General features: G+C 51.8%; 20 protein-coding genes. 1 reads left to right on the top strand and 19 read right to left on the bottom strand.

From position 1 onward, the window contains the following. Window positions 1–7: 7 nt before the first annotated feature. The 17 genes from J7E85_RS10355 to J7E85_RS10275 form a co-directional block, all read right to left on the bottom strand. The gene (locus J7E85_RS10355) at window positions 8–874 is read right to left on the bottom strand and encodes a sugar phosphate isomerase/epimerase family protein (RefSeq protein WP_215157488.1); all 867 of its coding nucleotides are present in this window, start codon (window positions 872–874) and stop codon (window positions 8–10) included. A gap of 325 nt (window positions 875–1,199) precedes the next feature. Next, window positions 1,200–1,970 carry a class I SAM-dependent DNA methyltransferase gene (locus J7E85_RS10350; protein WP_215157486.1) on the bottom strand — a complete coding sequence of 257 codons (771 nt, stop codon included), beginning with the start codon at window positions 1,968–1,970 and terminating at the stop codon, window positions 1,200–1,202. A gap of 42 nt (window positions 1,971–2,012) precedes the next feature. After that, window positions 2,013–2,915, bottom strand: coding sequence for a CvfB family protein (locus J7E85_RS10345; RefSeq protein ID WP_076320551.1), 903 nt, complete (start codon window positions 2,913–2,915; stop codon window positions 2,013–2,015). Beyond that, a complete protein-coding gene (gene rsfS / locus J7E85_RS10340) occupies window positions 2,912–3,259 on the bottom strand; it encodes a ribosome silencing factor (RefSeq protein WP_071222884.1) in 348 nt (115 codons plus the stop codon). Before rsfS ends, J7E85_RS10345 begins: the two co-directional genes overlap by 4 nt. Continuing rightward, on the bottom strand, window positions 3,256–3,834 hold the full coding sequence (gene yqeK / locus J7E85_RS10335; protein ID WP_215157484.1) for a bis(5'-nucleosyl)-tetraphosphatase (symmetrical) YqeK: 579 nt from the start codon (window positions 3,832–3,834) through the stop codon (window positions 3,256–3,258). The genes rsfS and yqeK overlap by 4 nt, the downstream gene beginning before the upstream one ends. Beyond that, on the bottom strand, window positions 3,818–4,408 hold the full coding sequence (gene nadD / locus J7E85_RS10330) for a nicotinate-nucleotide adenylyltransferase (protein WP_215157482.1): 591 nt from the start codon (window positions 4,406–4,408) through the stop codon (window positions 3,818–3,820). Before nadD ends, yqeK begins: the two co-directional genes overlap by 17 nt. Window positions 4,409–4,474: 66 nt before the next feature. After that, the gene (yhbY, locus tag J7E85_RS10325) at window positions 4,475–4,765 is read right to left on the bottom strand and encodes a ribosome assembly RNA-binding protein YhbY (RefSeq protein ID WP_215157480.1); all 291 of its coding nucleotides are present in this window, start codon (window positions 4,763–4,765) and stop codon (window positions 4,475–4,477) included. A gap of 111 nt (window positions 4,766–4,876) precedes the next feature. Beyond that, window positions 4,877–5,731 carry a shikimate dehydrogenase gene (locus J7E85_RS10320; RefSeq protein WP_215157472.1) on the bottom strand — a complete coding sequence of 285 codons (855 nt, stop codon included), beginning with the start codon at window positions 5,729–5,731 and terminating at the stop codon, window positions 4,877–4,879. 55 nt (window positions 5,732–5,786) lie between these two features. Beyond that, window positions 5,787–6,914, bottom strand: coding sequence for a ribosome biogenesis GTPase YqeH (gene yqeH / locus J7E85_RS10315; protein ID WP_215157470.1), 1,128 nt, complete (start codon window positions 6,912–6,914; stop codon window positions 5,787–5,789). Further along, a complete protein-coding gene (locus J7E85_RS10310) occupies window positions 6,911–7,441 on the bottom strand; it encodes a YqeG family HAD IIIA-type phosphatase (RefSeq protein ID WP_098742677.1) in 531 nt (176 codons plus the stop codon). The genes yqeH and J7E85_RS10310 overlap by 4 nt, the downstream gene beginning before the upstream one ends. Window positions 7,442–7,683: 242 nt before the next feature. Continuing rightward, window positions 7,684–9,924 carry a transglutaminase TgpA family protein gene (locus J7E85_RS10305; RefSeq protein ID WP_215157468.1) on the bottom strand — a complete coding sequence of 747 codons (2,241 nt, stop codon included), beginning with the start codon at window positions 9,922–9,924 and terminating at the stop codon, window positions 7,684–7,686. After that, complete coding sequence (locus tag J7E85_RS10300; protein ID WP_215157461.1) at window positions 9,921–11,168, bottom strand: DUF58 domain-containing protein; 1,248 nt, start codon at window positions 11,166–11,168, stop codon at window positions 9,921–9,923. Before J7E85_RS10300 ends, J7E85_RS10305 begins: the two co-directional genes overlap by 4 nt. A gap of 2 nt (window positions 11,169–11,170) precedes the next feature. Beyond that, complete coding sequence (locus J7E85_RS10295; RefSeq protein WP_215157459.1) at window positions 11,171–12,127, bottom strand: AAA family ATPase; 957 nt, start codon at window positions 12,125–12,127, stop codon at window positions 11,171–11,173. Window positions 12,128–12,308: 181 nt separating this feature from the next. Further along, complete coding sequence (gene spoVAE / locus J7E85_RS10290) at window positions 12,309–12,659, bottom strand: stage V sporulation protein AE (RefSeq protein ID WP_015734153.1); 351 nt, start codon at window positions 12,657–12,659, stop codon at window positions 12,309–12,311. Between the two features lie 4 nt (window positions 12,660–12,663). Further along, entirely contained in the window at window positions 12,664–13,677 is a 1,014-nt protein-coding gene (spoVAD, locus tag J7E85_RS10285; RefSeq protein WP_215157457.1) for a stage V sporulation protein AD, read from the bottom strand. Between the two features lie 6 nt (window positions 13,678–13,683). Beyond that, window positions 13,684–14,172 (bottom strand): stage V sporulation protein AC, encoded by a 489-nt coding sequence (gene spoVAC / locus J7E85_RS10280; protein ID WP_076320540.1) that lies wholly within the window; start codon window positions 14,170–14,172, stop codon window positions 13,684–13,686. A 241-nt stretch (window positions 14,173–14,413) separates the two neighbouring features. Beyond that, complete coding sequence (locus J7E85_RS10275) at window positions 14,414–14,575, bottom strand: hypothetical protein (protein ID WP_215157455.1); 162 nt, start codon at window positions 14,573–14,575, stop codon at window positions 14,414–14,416. A gap of 150 nt (window positions 14,576–14,725) precedes the next feature. On the opposite strand from J7E85_RS10275, the gene J7E85_RS10270 reads away from it, so the two are divergent. Continuing rightward, entirely contained in the window at window positions 14,726–15,799 is a 1,074-nt protein-coding gene (locus J7E85_RS10270) for a M42 family metallopeptidase (protein ID WP_215157453.1), read from the top strand. Between the two features lie 66 nt (window positions 15,800–15,865). Here the strand turns inward: J7E85_RS10270 and J7E85_RS10265 are convergent, their stop codons facing one another. Together J7E85_RS10265 and J7E85_RS10260 are read right to left on the bottom strand one after the other, a co-directional pair. After that, complete coding sequence (locus tag J7E85_RS10265) at window positions 15,866–17,269, bottom strand: MFS transporter (protein WP_215157451.1); 1,404 nt, start codon at window positions 17,267–17,269, stop codon at window positions 15,866–15,868. A gap of 100 nt (window positions 17,270–17,369) precedes the next feature. Further along, window positions 17,370–18,032, bottom strand: a complete 663-nt coding sequence (locus J7E85_RS10260) for a cysteine hydrolase family protein (protein WP_215157450.1) — start codon at window positions 18,030–18,032, stop codon at window positions 17,370–17,372. Window positions 18,033–18,046 lie beyond the last annotated feature (14 nt).

The raw sequence follows: 18,046 nt of genomic DNA, 5'->3' as shown, positions 1-18,046 counted from the left end.
AAGTGACCTACACGTTTTGTTTCTGGTCTGACCACATCTTCATCTGCTCGGCAAAACGAACAAGCATCTCCCTGGACTCCAACGTTCCGCTAAAATCTTCGATTCCGTAGTATCCTTCGTAGCCAACCGATTGCAGATCCTGTATGACCTGCTTCCATGGCACGGCCCCCTGGGCAAGCGGGACCCATTCCCCGGACCACGCCGCCGATGTTCCATCCTCGGAAGGCGTTTTGCGGTAACCTCCGTTTTTCACATGGACATGGGCCAGGTAGGGACCAAGAAGCTCCAAGCCCATCCGGTAGTTCTCGTAACCTTCATGGACCATGTTGCCCGGATCATACAGCACGCCGATATGCTGCGGATTGAAGTGGGATACAAGCCGGTGCGTCAATCCCGCGCTCGGAGTGATCGTAAGATGATGCGTTTCCACTACTCCCTTGACCCCGTAAGCCGCTGCGAGATCCTGTACCTCATGCAGATAACGGACCGCCTGGTCGTACAGTTCATTGTAATTTCGCTTTCGGTCATATCCCGGAATGCCCACGCGAATAAAGGAGGCTCCGATCAGCTTGGCTGCTTGCATAACCTTCTCCGTCGCTTCCACGTCCCCGCATGTAAGATAAGGAACGACCGCAAGACTGCGCCGGCCATGCTTGTCGGCTGCTTGCTGAAACCTGAACCAATCCTCCTGCGTGCCGTTTGGATCCATGGAGCAGCGGTTATGCCGCCAGAAGGAGGGCTTCTCCCCCGCAGCTTCTTCCGGAATCTCCTTGAAACGCCATTCGATTCCTTCAATACCGGCATCCGCCGCGGCTTTTGCCAACTCCTCAGGCTGTAAGTCAGGAGTTGCGACTGTAAATACGGACAGTTTCATGCTCATTCATCCTCTCTCGACCCAATAGATTAGCTTATGCATCATTTGATCATTATTGAACTCAAATACGGTCATTCAGAGCGTATCGGGTGCATAGAAGCATCTCTTAAGATAGCGCTCTCATTTCTGTTCATCCTATCTATCCCTCATCGTAGCACAGTCCCGGAAGCAAACCCATATCCATGCTACTGAACCTTAACTACAGTCAAATAAAGCGGAAAAGAAATGTCTTTGAATATAATGAATCCATGCACAACGAAAGAGAAGCACTTTATTTCGTCGCTACAGACGAAATAAAGTGCTTCTCTTAAAAGGATTTTTTCGTTTATTTTACGGCAACGTAGAACAGCCGGGATGCATCCTGGCCCGCTTCCATCCACTCAAAATCGGCATAACATTTCACATCCCGGAATCCGGCCTTAACCAGCTCGACCTTCATCCATTCCGGGTCGTATCCCCGCTGCACATGCGTTTCCTCAAAGCGACGGTAGACCGTAGGGTCTTGGCCATCACGTGCAAAGATGGAGAGATGATGCTCAATCTCCATCCGTCGTTCATCCAGGTCGCATGTCCAAATGTAGGACACTTCCCGTTCGTCCAGCACAAAGGGCTGTTCTGCGTCGTATCGTAGGAGCGTATTCGGGTGATGCACATCAAACAGGAACGTGCCGCCTTCCTTGAGACCGTTGTAGGTCCTTGTAAATGCGGAGCGGATGTCCTTTTCCTCCAGCAGGTAGTTCACACAATCACAAAATGAAATGACGGAATCCACCTGCTCGGGCAGCTCCCACAAACGCATGTCCTGTTGTACCCAGCGGACGCTGCCTTCCCGGAACAATCGATGCCCCTGGGGTGTACCCTCCAGCTTGCGTCTGGCAACCGAGAGCATATCTGCCGACAGATCAATTCCTGTTACCTCGAAACCGGAGTTCACGAGCGGAATGGTGATGCTGCCTGTCCCGCACCCGAGCTCAACGACGCTTTTTGGCATTCCGTGCTTATCCCAGGCGGTTCTCGCAAAACGAATCCAATCCGGGTACGGCATGTCTTCCATGAGTTGATCATATACGTAAGCAAACTTGCGGTAAGACAACATGATGACACCACTTTCCTTAGAAGCTTCCCCTACCTTGCCGGGTTATTCGTTTGATCCGGAGTTCTCCTCTTGATTGACCATATATGTCCAGCTGTCCTTTTGCGTAACCAAACCGTCCTTCATCAGCTTGCCAAGCGCGCGTTTAAAGGCGGATTTGCTAATGCCGAACCGCTGCTTAATGATGTCGGGCGGCGTTTCATCCGAATACGGCATCCCATGGCCCGGACGCTCCTTCAGAAAAGCAAGCAACCGGTCTGCATCATCCGTCCGGCCGATCTCTTTTTGCGGAACCATGGACAGGTTGACCCTGCCATCTTCCCGGATATGGCTGACCCGAACCTTCACCTCTTCACCAAGCCGCAGCATACGCGTCCGTTCCGAGGAATGGATCATACCGATCGCGCCGAAACCGATCACACCGCCATCGATGATGACAAACGTGCCCATCTGGAGCGGCTTGTACACCAGAGCAGTGAACCATTGGCCCTTCCACGATTCAGGCGCATGGAACGCAAGCGGAGCAAGCTCCTGTTCTCCGGCGAGTTTCGCGCGAAGTCGTCCTTGCTTATCATGCTCCATGATGACAAACACATGATCTCCCACTTGCGGGTGAAGCTCCCGCAACTCCGGCAATTCCCGGATCGGAAGCAGAAGCTGCCTGCCAAGCCCCATCTCGAGGAAACAGCCGAGGCGCGGATGGACGTCCGCCACCTCAAGCTTAGCGGTTTCACCCAACGTAAGGTAAGGCTTCTTCATCGTAGCGGCCAGGCGGTCTTCCGTATCAAAGAATATAAAGACCTCTACCGTATCCCCCGGCTCAATCTTACCCGTGAGCTCCGAATAGTGAAGAAGCACATCCCGATCTCCGCCATCCAGAAAATAACCATAAGGGGACACTTCTCTGGAAACGACGAGTTTCGTTAATGTGCCGGCAATCAGACTCATACGTTCTCCACCACTTTAGCATCCGACCACAGTCGTTCGATGTTGTAATATTCGCGCTCATCGCGATGGAAGATATGAACGATCACGTCTCCGAGATCCATCAGCACCCAGCGGGCTGCATCCATTCCCTCTAGTCCGCGCAAAGCTACTCCTGCATCATGAGCCTGTTTACGAATTTCGGTTGCGATCGCTTGCACTTGTGTATCCGAATTACCATGGCAAATGACAAAATAGTCTGCGATCAGGGAAATCCCTCTAAGATCCAGGACCACGATATCCATCGCTTTTTTATCTTCAGCGGCAGTCACTGCCACATTTAACAATTCATTCGGTTTCAACGTCATGAATTCGCCTCCAATTGCTTAATTAGATCGTTGCGGGCTAGTACCGTCAACGGAAAAATGATTTGTCTGCGCGAAAGCAGATGTCCGATCGTCGAATCAAAGCCGGCTGCAAGCGCCTCTTCAAGGCTATGGTTGGCCAGTTCGCGAATATTATTCACACCGGGGAAATCCCGTCCCGGCTCCATATAATCCGCAAGGCAGACCACCTTGTCAAGCTGCGTCATGCCTATGCGCCCCGACGTATGGTAGCGGATGGCGTCAAGCACCTCGGCATCCGTCACGCCATATTCATGCTCCGCTACGAATGCGCCTACCTCAGCATGCCAAAGCTGCTTATCGTAATAGAGCAGCTCTTCTGAAAGCGCATGCTCCACCATCATTTGATGAAGCTTTTGCACGGGCCAGTATTTGGCCACATCATGCAGGATGGCAGCCAATTCCGCCTTAACCGGATCGGCCCCGAACCTCTTTGCAAGGATGACCGCGGTTTCCATTACGCCTGTTGTGTGATCCCAGCGCTTGGCCGGCATCTGGGAGGATACCGCTTCAATCAGTTCATCACGGCTGTACTCCATAAATACCGCTCCTAACAATATAATCGTAAACACGGTCCGGCACCATATAACGGATGGACGAACCTGATACCGCTCTGCTCCGAATCATGGTGGAGGATATTTCGATCAACGGCATCTCCGCTGTCACTACCACCTTTTGCAGGAAATCAGGCAGATCATCCACCGATAGCTTGGTTCCGGGACGGTTAAGCCCAATAAACGTCAGCATGTCCGCCAGCTCCCCGATCCGATTCCACTTGGGAAGATACGCTACCATATCCGCTCCGATAATGAACGAGAAATCATGCTCGGGATACGTATCCCGCAGTTCTCTGACCGTGTCTACCGTATAGGATACGCCGCCGCGCTTCACTTCCCAATCCAATGTACGAAAAGATGGATGGTCTGCTACGGCCTCAGCGGTCATCTCCAGCCTCATCAGGCCGGTTACGCCAGCATCTTCCTTGTGCGGGGGGATATGGCTGGGCATAAACCATACCTCTTCCAGATCGTAAGTGTCCCGAGCTGATTCGGCTGCGAGCATATGCCCGATATGAATGGGATCAAAGGTTCCGCCCATTATCCCTACCTTCATCCGGGTTCACCTCCCCTAATAAGAGAGTTATTCTATATCCGCTAAGCTGGAGCTATTAGGGCTCCCTTACGGCAATTCGATGGTTTTGTGGTCTTTCGATTCTTTATAAAGCACGATCGTTTTGCCGATAACCTGTACCAGTTCGGCTCCGGCACCTTCAGCAAGCTCCTCGGCGATTTCTCGCGGGTCTTCAACACAGTTGTTGAGTACGGATACTTTCATGAGTTCCCGCTTCTCAATCGCCTCTGAAATATGCCGGATCAGATGCTCGTTGCTGCCTCCCTTGCCTACCTGGAACAGCGGATCCAGATGATGCGCAAGCGAACGTAAATGTCGTTTTTGCTTTCCTGTTAACATGCTTGGTCATTACTCCTTAAATATTCAATTATTAAAAGCTTGCTGCTTGTCGAAGCTATATTGTAGCTTTTGCATAAGCATTAATCAATAAACAAGATATTAAACCTCGACTTAGAAGCTGGTCAGAACCGCTTCCTTCATCGCCTGCACAGGCGCCGTCAGACCTGTCCAATACTCGAATGCATACGCCCCTTGGTTGATGAACATCCCAAGTCCGCCATGCACCGTGCATTGCCGAAGCTCACTTTCCCGTAACAGCTCGGTCTTCAACGGATTATAGATCAGATCGCTGACAACGATCCCTTCCGGTATATACTCTATTGGAATGGGAAGCTCGGAAACCCGGGGAAACATGCCCACCGAAGTGGTGTTGATCACAACATCGGCATCCGACAATGCCTCTCTGGCATGATCCTCTCCGTATCCCCTCAAATCGGCAAGCGAGCTCCACTCCTCGGCCAACGCCAGCGCTTTGGCGGATGTCCGGTTCACAATGGATATCTTCTCAGGCCCTTCTCCGGTAAGGGCATAGATGATCCCCCTGGCCGCTCCGCCAGCGCCGATGACAACGATGCGCTTCCCCTTAAGATCGGGACAGGCTTCATCCTTTAATGAACGAACATATCCGATCCCATCCGTATTATAACCCGTCAATTGGCCATTGTCGTTGACGATGGTATTCACGGCACCGATGCGCCGCGCCCCTTCATCGACGACATCCAGATACTTCATAACCTCCACCTTGTGCGGGATCGTTACGTTCACCCCGCGGAATCCCAGCGCTTTAACAGCCTGGATGGCGTCACGAAGCCCCTCCGGACGTATATGAAGGGGCACATAGGCCCCTGACAATCCCAGGACAGTGATCGCCGCATGATGCATAGCCGGTGATTTCGAGTGACCAATCGGGTCCCCCATTACGCCAAGGAGCAAATAATCACGCTCGATCATTGGATTCACTTTCATTTCTCCCCTATCTCTCCCATGATAAACCGGGTGGTATACCAAAGCGATTCATCAATTATATCAAGGATGGACGCGACAGAACTTTGATTCCTTTAGGTACATGAACCGCCACGAGCGCTCCTTGTTCACCATTGATCTTGATCCAGCCGAGCCCCGAGATAAACACGTCTTGGCGGGTCCCCTTAGGAATACGGATTTCATGTCTTGTCCACTCCGGCAGTTCTTCAATTCGTTCCTTGGTCGGCGGTGAGAGGAGCTCTCCAGCATGCTCGGCAAATAACGAATCCGCCCGTTCCAGCTTGGTCCGATGAATGCCTAATCTGCCGCTGATAAAGCAAGTAAAGGATTGGTGCTCTCCTTGCAGAAAATCAAAACGGCCGAAACCTCCGAAGAAGAGCGTCTGTCCTTCGTTCAACTGGTATACCATCGGCTTCAGCGGATTTTCCGGCATGACCGTCCCCAAATCCTCACGGCTCACAAGCTCGCTATAGCGCCATGGGTACACGATGCCTGGCGTATCGATAATATACCGACCGTCGTCCAGCGGAATATTGACCATGTCCAGCGTCGTTCCCGGATAACGGGAAACGGTCAATTCCTGATCCAGATCGCTGTAGTCGCGGATCAGGCGGTTGATCAAGCTGGATTTACCCACATTCGTGGCGCCAACCACGTAGACATCCCGGTCACCCCGGTAATGCGCAACCGTCTCCAGCAGCCGCTCAAAGCCTTGATTCTTCTTCGCGCTGCAGAGCACGATGTCTTCCGTTCTCAGACCATGCTCCTTGCACTGCTTCTGTACCCAATTGAGAACCTTGTTCCAATTGGTGACCTTCGGCAGAAGATCCGTCTTGTTAACGGCCAGAATAACCGGATTGTTGCCGACAAACCGCTGCAGCCCCGAAATAAGGCTGCCTTCAAAATCGAAGAGATCCACGATATGAATGACAAGCGCATTCTTGCCGCCAATCTGTCCCAGCAGCCGTAAAAACTCATTCTGGTCTACGGCAACCGAGGACGCTTCATTATAATTCTTAATCCGGAAACAGCGCTGGCAAATAACCGGATCGCGGTCCCAAGCCTTCTCCGGCAAATAGCCCGGCTTGTCCTGTGCAACACTCTGAAGCTGTATGCCGCAACCGCTGCACTTCTTGATGTCTTCTCCGCCAGTAGGCAACGTCATGATTTCGGTTCCTCCTCCATCCATAATCCTTTTTTGCGCAAACGGGTCAATGCGATGCGCTCCACCCGGCGATTGACCAGGCGCGTAAACCATCCCTCATCGTTGATGGCGATGGGCATAACCAGTACCGTGTATAGACCCAGCCGATTCCCGCCATATACGTCGGTCAGCATCTGGTCGCCGACAACTACCGTTTTCTCCGGCGTAAGCTCCATCATCTTCATCGCTTTGCGAAACGGGGTATTGCTTGGTTTACGGGCTTCATGCACATACTGGATATCCAGCGGCGTCGCAAATTTAGACACGCGTTCCAGCTGGTTATTCGAGACGATGATGAGCTGAAAACCGATCTCCTTCACCCTTTTGAACCAAACAACCAGTTCCGGCGTGGCAACCGGTGCCTTCGCCCCTACAAGAGTATTATCCAAATCGGTAATGATCCCCCGATACCCCTGCTCATATAATTCCTCTAGGTTAATATCAAAAACCGTATTGACACGGAGCTTTGGAATTAACATTTCAAACAAGTTCGTCACCTCAATTTCATACGAAAAACTATACCATATTCCGGTTCCTTAGTAAAAATAATCACGAGCCTTTTTCTCCCCTTATACCGCACCGCTGACTTTACTAGCAAAAGACCACCCGGCGGCTAATTGGAAGCAGACCGGGCGGTCTTGAAATGACCGGATATCAGAACATATTCATATCGAGTTATCCTGATACACGCAACAACAACAACCACCATCACGCGGTCTGTCTTCTTGGATTAGGTTGATAGACGTTTCTCGGATACAATGCGGACCTTCTTAATGGACTTCTTCAGCTTCTGAGCATCATGTTGGACCGAGCGCCACTGCTCCTCCTTCACTTCAGCCGGACTATACCGAGCCGCTTCAAATTGCTGCAGCAGCGGTCTCAGCTCCGCTCCCAGCTCAGGGTGTGCACTTACCCAGCGGCCAACCGATTCACGGAGGGTTTCATGTTCCTGCCTCACTAAGCCTCGGCGTTGCACGGAACGAATCCATCGTTCGGTTTCGGCAATGACTTTATCCGCTGCCGTCAGCGGCTTGCCCGCCCGAATGCGTGCCCCGGCAAAACGCAGGCTGATGCGCATTCTCCACACGATGTACAGAATCCACAATACGATTACAACCACGGCTGCCGTGACAACAACTTTAACCCAGACAGGTTGCTGATGATCAGAGGCTGCGGCTGGCGTAGCCTTGTCCTCTGCCTTCTCTTCTTCTTCAACTTCTTCCTCAATGACAGGTTTAGCGTCTGTGTCGGCCGTCAGAATCGGCATGCTGAAACCTGGTGTTGCTTCAATCGGAACCCAGCCGTACTCACCGAAGTATACTTCAACCCAGGAATGAGCGTCAGCATTCGTAACGGTATAGTTTCCGGGCTCAATCGTGGTTTGACCATCGGCCGGAACGTACTCCGAAGCCGTCATTCTTCCCGGCGCGTAGCCTTTGACCCAGCGCGCGGGGATATCCAGCGACCGTGTCATCATCACCAGGGATGTAGAGAAATAATCACAATACCCTTCCTGGATTTCAAACAGAAACGCATCCACAAAATCATCGCTCTTCTTCCGCGTAAGATCCGGCGTGTTGGTATAAGTAAAGTTGCTCGTTAAATATTGTTGCAAGAGCATGACCTTCTCATACGGCGTATCTCCGTCCGCGGTAATTTCTTCGGCCAGATCGGAAACGCGGTCAGGAAAGTTTCTCGGCATCTGGATATAAGCATCGTCAATCGAACTGGAATATAGTTCATCATAAGTCCTGGTGCTCAGCTCATCGATTGGTATCACCGGCACTTGCGACGTTAAGGTATAACTCTTCGGGTAGTCCGCATTACGAACATCGTCCAGATGCATTTCTGCGCCTTCGGTCACCCAACTGAGCCGATCCGGATCGATATCCTCATCCAAATTCTCCAACTGACGAACGGTGTAGGCACCGAACAATACCGGATACACCGTATCACTCAGCATCGTTACCGATTGCTCCAACGTTTTGGTAGGTACGGATGCGCTGACTTCTCCCGGCAAATCCTCACCGATGCCCACGCCCGTACCGGAACGCCGGCTGCTGGCTCCGTCCGCCCAACCTGTTCCCGAGTATACGGCTCTGGTCTCCCCTCGCCAATAGCTGCGTTCATCCGAGGTAATCGACATTACCGGTGAATAGTCGAAATCAAAACCGCCGCCAAGGTCATTATCCTCTCGTCCATACCCAGACATGCTTTCAGACGGTGACTCGATAAGGGTTCCGGTCCCGGTTGTACTGCTGCCGGATAACGGCACTCCGTTCCACTCTCTCCACGCCGTGTAAGGATCGGTTAATGTCGGCTTCACATGCGGCATATTCACGCCGGCCACAATGATCAAAGAGAAGATGACCAGAATGTTGGCGATAATCTTAAACGGATACTTCGATAAATTGACCCAACCCTGCGGAAAACGCCTGCGGAACCGGTTAAAATGGCTGGATACGAGCCAGCCCATCCCTGCTCCGACCACCCAGGCGATCTCATCCCACAGCACGATTTTCGTAAAGGAATCCAGCACGGCAAAACCGATGACGTTGATCCCGACTATAAAAAGCACGCGCCCCTTGGTTTTGGCCCATCGCGTAAGGAACAGAAAAGCGGCCCATGCGGCGATAGCAAACCACAAATAAGGAAAAAGATACATGATTTCCTCGGTCAGAATGCCTTCAGCTCCGAAGGCGGGAACCGGATTACCGTAAGTTTTCAGCAAACTGTATACACAATACAAGATCAAAACAAACTGGATAAGCACCCGGTAACCTTGCTTGATCGGCAGCAGCGCTTCGGTAACCGCCGTAATGGTTAATGCTGCAATAACGATAGCTGTCGTTTCCGAGAGCCATATCGTCTCCGTAAAGGAGACCCACTGCATCCCGATGATCCAGATCCATAGCATCGTTAAAGTACTAAAGAAGGTAGTAGATAGTTTGTCCAGCCATAACTTCATCATGCACCACCTCCCAGCGCAGCCGGAAGCTCATCAAGGGATGAAACCGAATAGCTTGAAATCCCCCGGGATTGCAGAAGCGATATGGATCCATCGCGTTTTTTCGTTTCATTGGAATTGTTTATTTGCAAGAAGCAAGGGTTCATTCCCCTGGTTTCTACCCAGCGCATGATCTCTGAAGCGTCCTTGCCGCTCATCGGGCTGATCAGCAGGAACAAGGCTCCTTTTGGAAAATGGCGATAGGATTTCTCCAGGGAAGCAATCAGTTTGGTTTTACGGTTATAATCCACGTCAACCAAATGCTGAATCATGCGCATCCGCTCTCCGGCGTGATCGGCGGGAGCGAACATTTGAGCTTCTCGGGTAGCCGTGAACAAGCCTGTACCTGCATGCTCCTTGGCACCGTATTGGATCAGCGACGCAGCTGCCGATACGGCCAGCTCGAACTGCTGGGCATGATCATATCCGTCCGCGGTGCAGTCTAGCACGATCATCGTTCTGGGAAACGATTCATGCTCAAATTCCTTCGACTTCCACGAGCCCGTCTTCGCCGTTGCATTCCAGTGAATTCGGGAGATCCGGTCGCCATATACATAATCACGGACTCCGTTAATCTGCGTTGTTTCCCGTCTTGAAGCCGAAACCGTGGTATGCGTACCGCCCAATCTTGAATTCCGTATGTTCCGCTGCCATTTGGGAATATATATAGTTCTTGGCAGAACGCGGAAATCGGTCTGAACTTCAATGCGTCCCTTGTGCTCCATTAATCCGAAAATATCCTCGCTAATGCATTCCGTCTTTGAAAAAGCGTACCTTCCCCGTTCAAGCGGAGGGGTCTGAAATACAAGTTTGCCCGCACCGCGGAGGTTCGGAATGACGCTATCTTCAAAAGACCAGGAGTCGCCGTTGTGCCTTTGCAATACTTCACGCACGATCATATAGGGCATCGGAAGCAATCCCGGAACATGGACCTCCAGCTTCACGCGGACCTGTTCACCGGCGTGAAGAGGTTCTCCTTCGTGCTCCGATCCTCCCAGCACTCTTCGCTGGGCTTTCACACGATTGACCCCACCGAAGCCTGCACCGATCAAATAGATCGTCAGAAGGCTGACCATGGAGAAAAGCATGAGCGAGGTTTTGCCCCCCTGAAATAATACATACAAAAGACATAGGCACCATACCGCCAATACCGCTGCCAGTCTAGACGGCTGCATGCCATTCAAAAATAACGAAACAGCGCGGCGCATGCCTATCTCCCCATCTGAACAGGCACTTTGACCTGACGCAGTATAAACTCGAGCACCGATTCGGGACTCGCATTGTCGAGCCTGGCTTCCGGACGCAGCATGATCCGGTGCGAAAGTACGTATGGAGCCAGCGTCTTCACATCATCTGGCAGAACGTAATCCCTCTCTTGCAAGAAGGCATAAGCTTTAACAGCATTCATGAATGACAACGTTGCCCGGGGACTTGCGCCCAGCATAACGGAAGGGTGCTCGCGGGTCGACCGAGTAATATTCAGCAAGTAATCGGCGACGGGGTCACCGATGAATACCTCGCGAATCTCACGTTGAATAGCCGAAATGGTATCCATATGCGTCACCGGCTGAAGCTTGTCCGCCAGTTGTCCGTCCCGCGAACGGTACATCAACTGCTTCTCCGTGGCAGCATCGGGGTAACCCAGGCTCAGCTTCAGCATAAACCGGTCCAGCTGTGCTTCCGGGAGCATATAGGTGCCTTCAAAATCGATCGGGTTCTGGGTCGCGCACAGCATGAAGGGATGCGGAAGCTCGTGGGTAGCTCCATCCACTGTTACGCTGCGCTCCTCCATGACCTCAAGCAGGGCCGATTGCGTCTTGGTTGTCGCTCGATTGATTTCATCCGCCAGCAAAATGTTGGTCATGACCGGACCTGGACGGAAGTAAAACATTTCGTCTCTCGGGTGGAATACCGAAACGCCCGTTATATCACTCGGGAGAATATCCGGGTTACACTGAATGCGGCGGTAGTCTCCCTGCATGGATTTAGCTAATGCTTTGATCAATTGGGTCTTTCCTGTGCCGGGCACATCCTCGATCAGTACATGTCCGCCAGCGAGCAGCGCCGTAAGGAGCACTTGGATCTCAAATTCTTTGCCTAATAGGCACGACTCCAGATTGGTTCGCACCGAGGTAATGATTTTCATGGATTCTTGGCTTACGGGCATGTATGACTAACCTCCTGTAAGGGAATAAATACTTATTTTAGTACTATTGTACATGATCGAGGTCACGGAGTACATTCGAAGAGAGATTTTGCCTATTCACCTTCTTATCGTCCTTATAAACAGGAAAAGACCCCGGCATGATGCATAATGCCAGGGTCCTCTCCTTCTTGATGATTTAGTTTTATCCCTTCGGACGAACAAACAGAGCGGCCAGGAACGAGAAAATGATGGCCGAGGATATCCCTGCACTGGTGACTTCGAATATCCCCGTCACGACCCCGATCCAGCCGTCCCTCCCCAGCTCCGTCAAGGCGCCATGCACAAGCGAATTACCAAAGCTGGTGATCGGCACCGAGGCTCCCGCTCCCGCGAATTTGACCAGCGGCTCATACAATCCAAACCCGTCGGCGATGGCTCCGGCGACCACTAACGTACTCATCGTATGTGCCGGTGTCAATTTAATAACGTCCATCATAATTTGCCCAATGACGCAAATCAGACCGCCAATAATAAACGCCCATAAAAACTGCATTGCGTTATCCTCCCATCTCTAAAGCTACAGCGTGAGCGATGCACGGAATGCTCTCACCCTGCTGGTAAGAAAGAGGTGACAGCAAGGCTCCGGTAGCAACGACCAGCACCTTTTTCAATTCGCCTTTAAGCATCCGTTTCAAAATATGGCCATAAGTGACAACAGCCGAGCAGCCGCAGCCGCTGCCCCCTGCATTGACGTATTTCTGCTTTTCCATGTCGTAGATCATTAAGCCGCAATCGGCAAATACCGTGCCGTCCATGATGACATCATTCTGTTTCAAGAGATCCTTGGCGATCGGAAGTCCAACCGAAGCCAGATCACCGGTCACGATCAGGTCATAATCCTTCGCTTGCCGGCCTGTGTCTTTAAAGTGCTTGGTTATTGTATCGGCTGCCGCCGGAGCCATCGCCGTCCCCATATTGAATGGGTCCTTGATGCCCAGATCGACCACCTTGCCAATAGTGGCATACGTGACAGCAGGACCCTCTCCCTTGTCCGAAATGACGGAGCAGCCTGCTCCCGTTATCGTATATTGTGCATACGGCGGTTTCTGCGATCCGTACTCCGTAGGATAACGAAACTGCTTCTCGACTGTACAGTTATGGCTTGCAGTACCGGCCATGACATACTTGGCCCCTCCTGAATCCACGAGCATGGAGGCCACCGCGAGGCTCTCCATTGAAGTAGAGCAGGCACCGAATACGCCGATGTAAGGCACACCCAACTGTCTTGCAGCAAAGGAACTGCTGATGATCTGGTTCATCAAGTCCCCGCCCACAAAAAACTGCAGCTGGTCTTCCTTGATGCCAGCCTTCTCTACCGCTTTGCTCGAAGCATCCTCCAGCAGTTTCCGTTCCGCTTTTTCCCATGTTTTTTCGTTGATCTCAATATTGTCGTAGACATAGTCGAAATCATTGGCCAGAGGCCCTTCGCCTTCCTCCGGGCCTACAATCGTTCCCGTGCCGATAATGACGGGTTTGTTCTCGAACTGCCAAGTTTGGCCGATTACCTTCATCTCTCGTTATCTCCCCTCAATGCCAAAAATAGCGTAAATGATACCGATAATAAACGCAGCCACGGTACCAAATACAATGACAGATCCCGCCAGCTTAAACATGCTGGCCCCGACCCCGAGGACCAAACCCTCCGCACGGTGCTCGAGCGCTGCGGAGCACATGGAATTCGCAAACCCCGTAACCGGCACGGCGCTGCCTGCTCCCGCCCATTGCGCGATTTTGTCATACACGCCGAAGCTGGTCAGAATGACGGAGAGTATAATCAGCACGGCTACCGTCGGATTGCTCGCTTCGGTGGTGCTCATGTCGAATACGGACATAAAAAACTTCTGAATGCATTGGCCGATCAAACAGATGAGACCTCCCACCAAAAACGCACGCAGGCAATTTTTAAGTATGGGGCGGGGAGGTTCATGCTTTTTGGCAATCGCCTGATATTCCCCTGAGCTCATTGTGGTGATATCAGACTTAGGCTTTTGGTTAGAGCCTGACATTTCAATACACCTCCGCTTTTATTTAAGTATGGAATCCTCTATAACGCTAAAGAGCCACTATGGATATCACTCGATATCATTATGCTTTGAATGAACTCCCTTTATGTTTGGAAAATCATCCTTCTCACTTGGCAATCACGGCTTGTCCAACATCAAGGTCCTCCGGCACGAGAATCAGCCTTCAGGAATATCCCTGAAAGCTGAAGTAAGACTCGCCTGTCATCATTGCTGTAGCCGATCATTATATAAGAATATATTTCAGCAAAATGACGAGGAGGATGAACAGTACCATAATGAGCAGAAGTTCTCTGACTTCGGCATGATAGACGTTTACCTCAATCCCATGGTGCTTCATACTCTGCTCCTTCCCTCGGACAACAAAAATTCCACTTCGTTTCTCCATCGTATTCCTTTCCCGGATGCAGGGTGCTTGTTCCATTTACTTTTAAATGACGTAGCCTTAGCGGTACGGTTTGTAGACTTTTCAGATATATAGGGGCATACTAGAAAAGGAAAAACTCTTACATACCTTTTCTAAAGGAGCGATTTCGTAATGAATAAATCAACACTGGAATTATTTCGTACTTTGACGGAATTCCCGGCTGCACCGGGCTTTGAGAGGGAACTTCGATCCTGGTTGAAGAATACCCTCTCGCCATATACAGATGAGTTCGTGCAGGATCGGCTGGGCAGTCTGTTCGCCGTTCTTCGCGGTAACGATGAAGGTCCAAAAGTCATGGTGGCCGGTCACATGGATGAAGTCGGATTCATGGTAATCGGTATTACCGAAGCGGGGATGGTCCGTTTCCAGCCGCTCGGTGGCTGGTGGAGTCAGGCCGTGCTTGCTCAGCGCCTGCAAATTATTACAGACAACGGTCCTGTCGTCGGGGTTGTCGGCTCCATCCCTACACACCTGCTGGATGAAGCGCAGCGCAGCAAGCCGGTCGACATCAAGACCATGTATATCGATATCGGTGCCGACAATAAGGCGGAGGCCGAAGCGTTCGGTATTCGTCCCGGATTGCAAGTGGTTCCGATCTGTGAATTTACGCCGCTCGCCAATCCGAAAAAAATCATGGCCAAAGCGTGGGATAACCGCTATGGCGTCGGCCTGGCGATCGAGCTAGTCCAGGCGCTCCATGGCGAGAAGCTGCCTAACACCGTTTACGCCGGTGCAACCGTCCAGGAAGAGCTCGGACTGCGTGGAGCACGTACTTCGGCCAACCTGATTCAACCGGATATTTTCTTCGGATTGGATGCCAGCGCGGCAAACGACATGATGGGTGACAAGAGCCAGTTCGGCCAATTGGGTCAAGGCGCACTGCTTCGCATCTTCGATCCGACGATGCTGACTCACCGCGGAATGGTAGAGTACGTTCAAGATACGGCCGACACCAACAAAATCAAATACCAATACTTCGTCTCGCCGGGTGGCACGGACGCAGGCCAAGTGCATCTTAGCGGCATCGGCGTTCCGTCCACCATCATCGGCATTTGCTCCCGCTATATCCACACATCTTCGTCCATCATCCACACGGACGATTACGAAGCTGCTAAAGAACTTCTGATCAAGCTCGTAAAAGGTTTGGATCGCACGACACTCCAGACGATCCTGGATCGCGCGTAAGCTAAATGGAAAAGGGTATCCTGCAGGTCTCAATGAGACCGCGGATACCCTTTTCTTGCTTCTTCCCTATGAAGATAACGTTTCTTTATGCCGTGCGAACCGAAAGGATAAAATCATCGTTAAATAGACAATAACAACCAGCACCGTATTCAGCACAAATATCATCCGAAATCCTAAAAGCCCCCCTGCCGATTGGCCCGGGAGCGCTAGCATGGCACCCCCCGCCGCCGTACCAAACATCATCCCCAAATTTCGTGACAGCGCCAAAATGCTGCTGATCAGGCCGAGGTCCGTTTTGGATGTCCTGCCCATCACCAGGGAATTGTTCGGGGGCGTAATCATGCCCATGGAACCGCCGAGCAGGACGATAAGCAGGATCAGAAAGAAGATCGGATACGCCGGCGATACAAATCCGAGCACTAGTAACGCTGCCGTCATGACCAGCAGGCCGGCAGACAATAACGGGAATGTCCCCAGCCTGTCCGACAGGCTCCCGCTCAGGGGCGAGAATATGATCAGGGACAACGGATATCCCATCATGATCAGCCCTGCCGTGGCAGGTTCAACGCCCAGCTCGCTCAGCAAAAACACGGGCAGCACAAGCTGAGCGGAGAAAGCCGCCATATAGGTAATGATAGTGATGATGATTCCCACGCTAACGCCTGCATCCCGAAACAGATCCAGCTTCATAAACGGGAGTTTCCCCTTCCCTCCTCGTTCCCACTGCGACGATAGACACCACCCGATGAATGCAGCAGTTCCCGCTCCGAACACGATGAACAGCACCGTAACCTGCCAGGAACCCCAGCCCCACTGAGCCCCCATATTCACGGCCGTAACCAGTCCGGTTAGGGATATCGCAAACAAGGCAGCCCCCGGCACATCCAATCGGCTTACGCCTTTTTCCGGTTCGTCCTTCGGAATGAAGCGCTGGGCGAACAACCATGCAATCAGCGAAATAGCCGTCAGCAGCCAGAAATTGCTCCGCCACGAAAACCACTGAATCAGTATTCCGCCAAGGCTCGGTCCGACCATCGAGCCTGCAGCGACAAACGTACTGATGAGCCCGAGCGCTTTACCTCGCTGCTCCTTCGGAAATACCGAGACGATCAGCGCCATATTGGTGGCTTGATACATGGCCGCTCCTACGCCTTGCAGAATTCGCGAAGATATCAGTCCGTTTAATGAAGGTGACAAGGCGCAGCAGAGCGCCCCTGCCATAAACACAAAATAGCCGATATTGTGGATTTTCCGCCTGCCCAGCACATCCCCCAGTTTTCCCATGACCGGAAGTAATATGGAGATGACAAGCAAATAAGCGGTGACAATCCACTGGGCCGTAGGGATGGTGGAATCGAACGTTCTGGCGATATCAACAAGCGCAATGTTGAACATGCCGGCGGACAGATTGGACAGAAATGCCCCTAAACAAATGGTATATTGGACGATCATCCTTGATCTGTTATTCATGCAGGACTCACCCGCTTTATTCATTAATTTCTGTACCGTTCATAGAAAAAGCTCCCGCATGCGGAGAGCTTCCCTCTAGGTTGAACCACATTCTGACAAGCTAGCCGATAGCGGGCTGAGCGGTCGACATCGACCGCCTTGGTTCCTCAGGCATTAGATCCATCCAAATATCGATAAGCTGCGCTACCTTACTAACTTTCCCGAAATAGCCTTCAATATTCTGGAGCGTCATCTCATGCGCCGCTTGCGAATACGATGCGCAAGCATCCGCAACAAGCACGATATGATAATCCAGCATAAACCCGTCTCGGGCTGTTGATTCCACGCAAACATTGGTGCTGACTCCCGTCATGATCAAGGTCTCGATCTTCAGCGTCTTCAATACCGAATCCAGCCTAGTATTCACAAAAGCGCTGTACCGGTGTTTATTGACAATGATATCGTCCTCCTCCGGCGACACCTCGTAAAATTCCGCGCCCCAGCTTCCCCTCCTGCATACGTTAGCCAAACGTCCCGAGGACCTGGTGGTCCATGCGTCGGAATCCGTCGCTTTCTCATGAAGCGTCTGAATGAAGATGACGGGCACGTTCAACTCCCTGGCTGAATGAAGCAGCCTATGCAGCTGCGGCATCATCTCTGCCACCCCGATAACATCGCATCCCGCTTGAGACAGTGCCCCCTCGGGATGGCAATAATCATTTTGCACATCAACGACAATGACAGCCGCTTTGCTCCCAAGCATCTGCTGATTTAAAGATTTCATCTGACTCTCTCCCC

The sequence above is a fragment of the Paenibacillus sp. ISL-20 genome, from assembly GCF_018613005.1.
Taxonomy (GTDB): domain Bacteria; phylum Bacillota; class Bacilli; order Paenibacillales; family Paenibacillaceae; genus Paenibacillus_AQ.
This window is presented reverse-complemented; position numbering and strand designations above follow the sequence as displayed.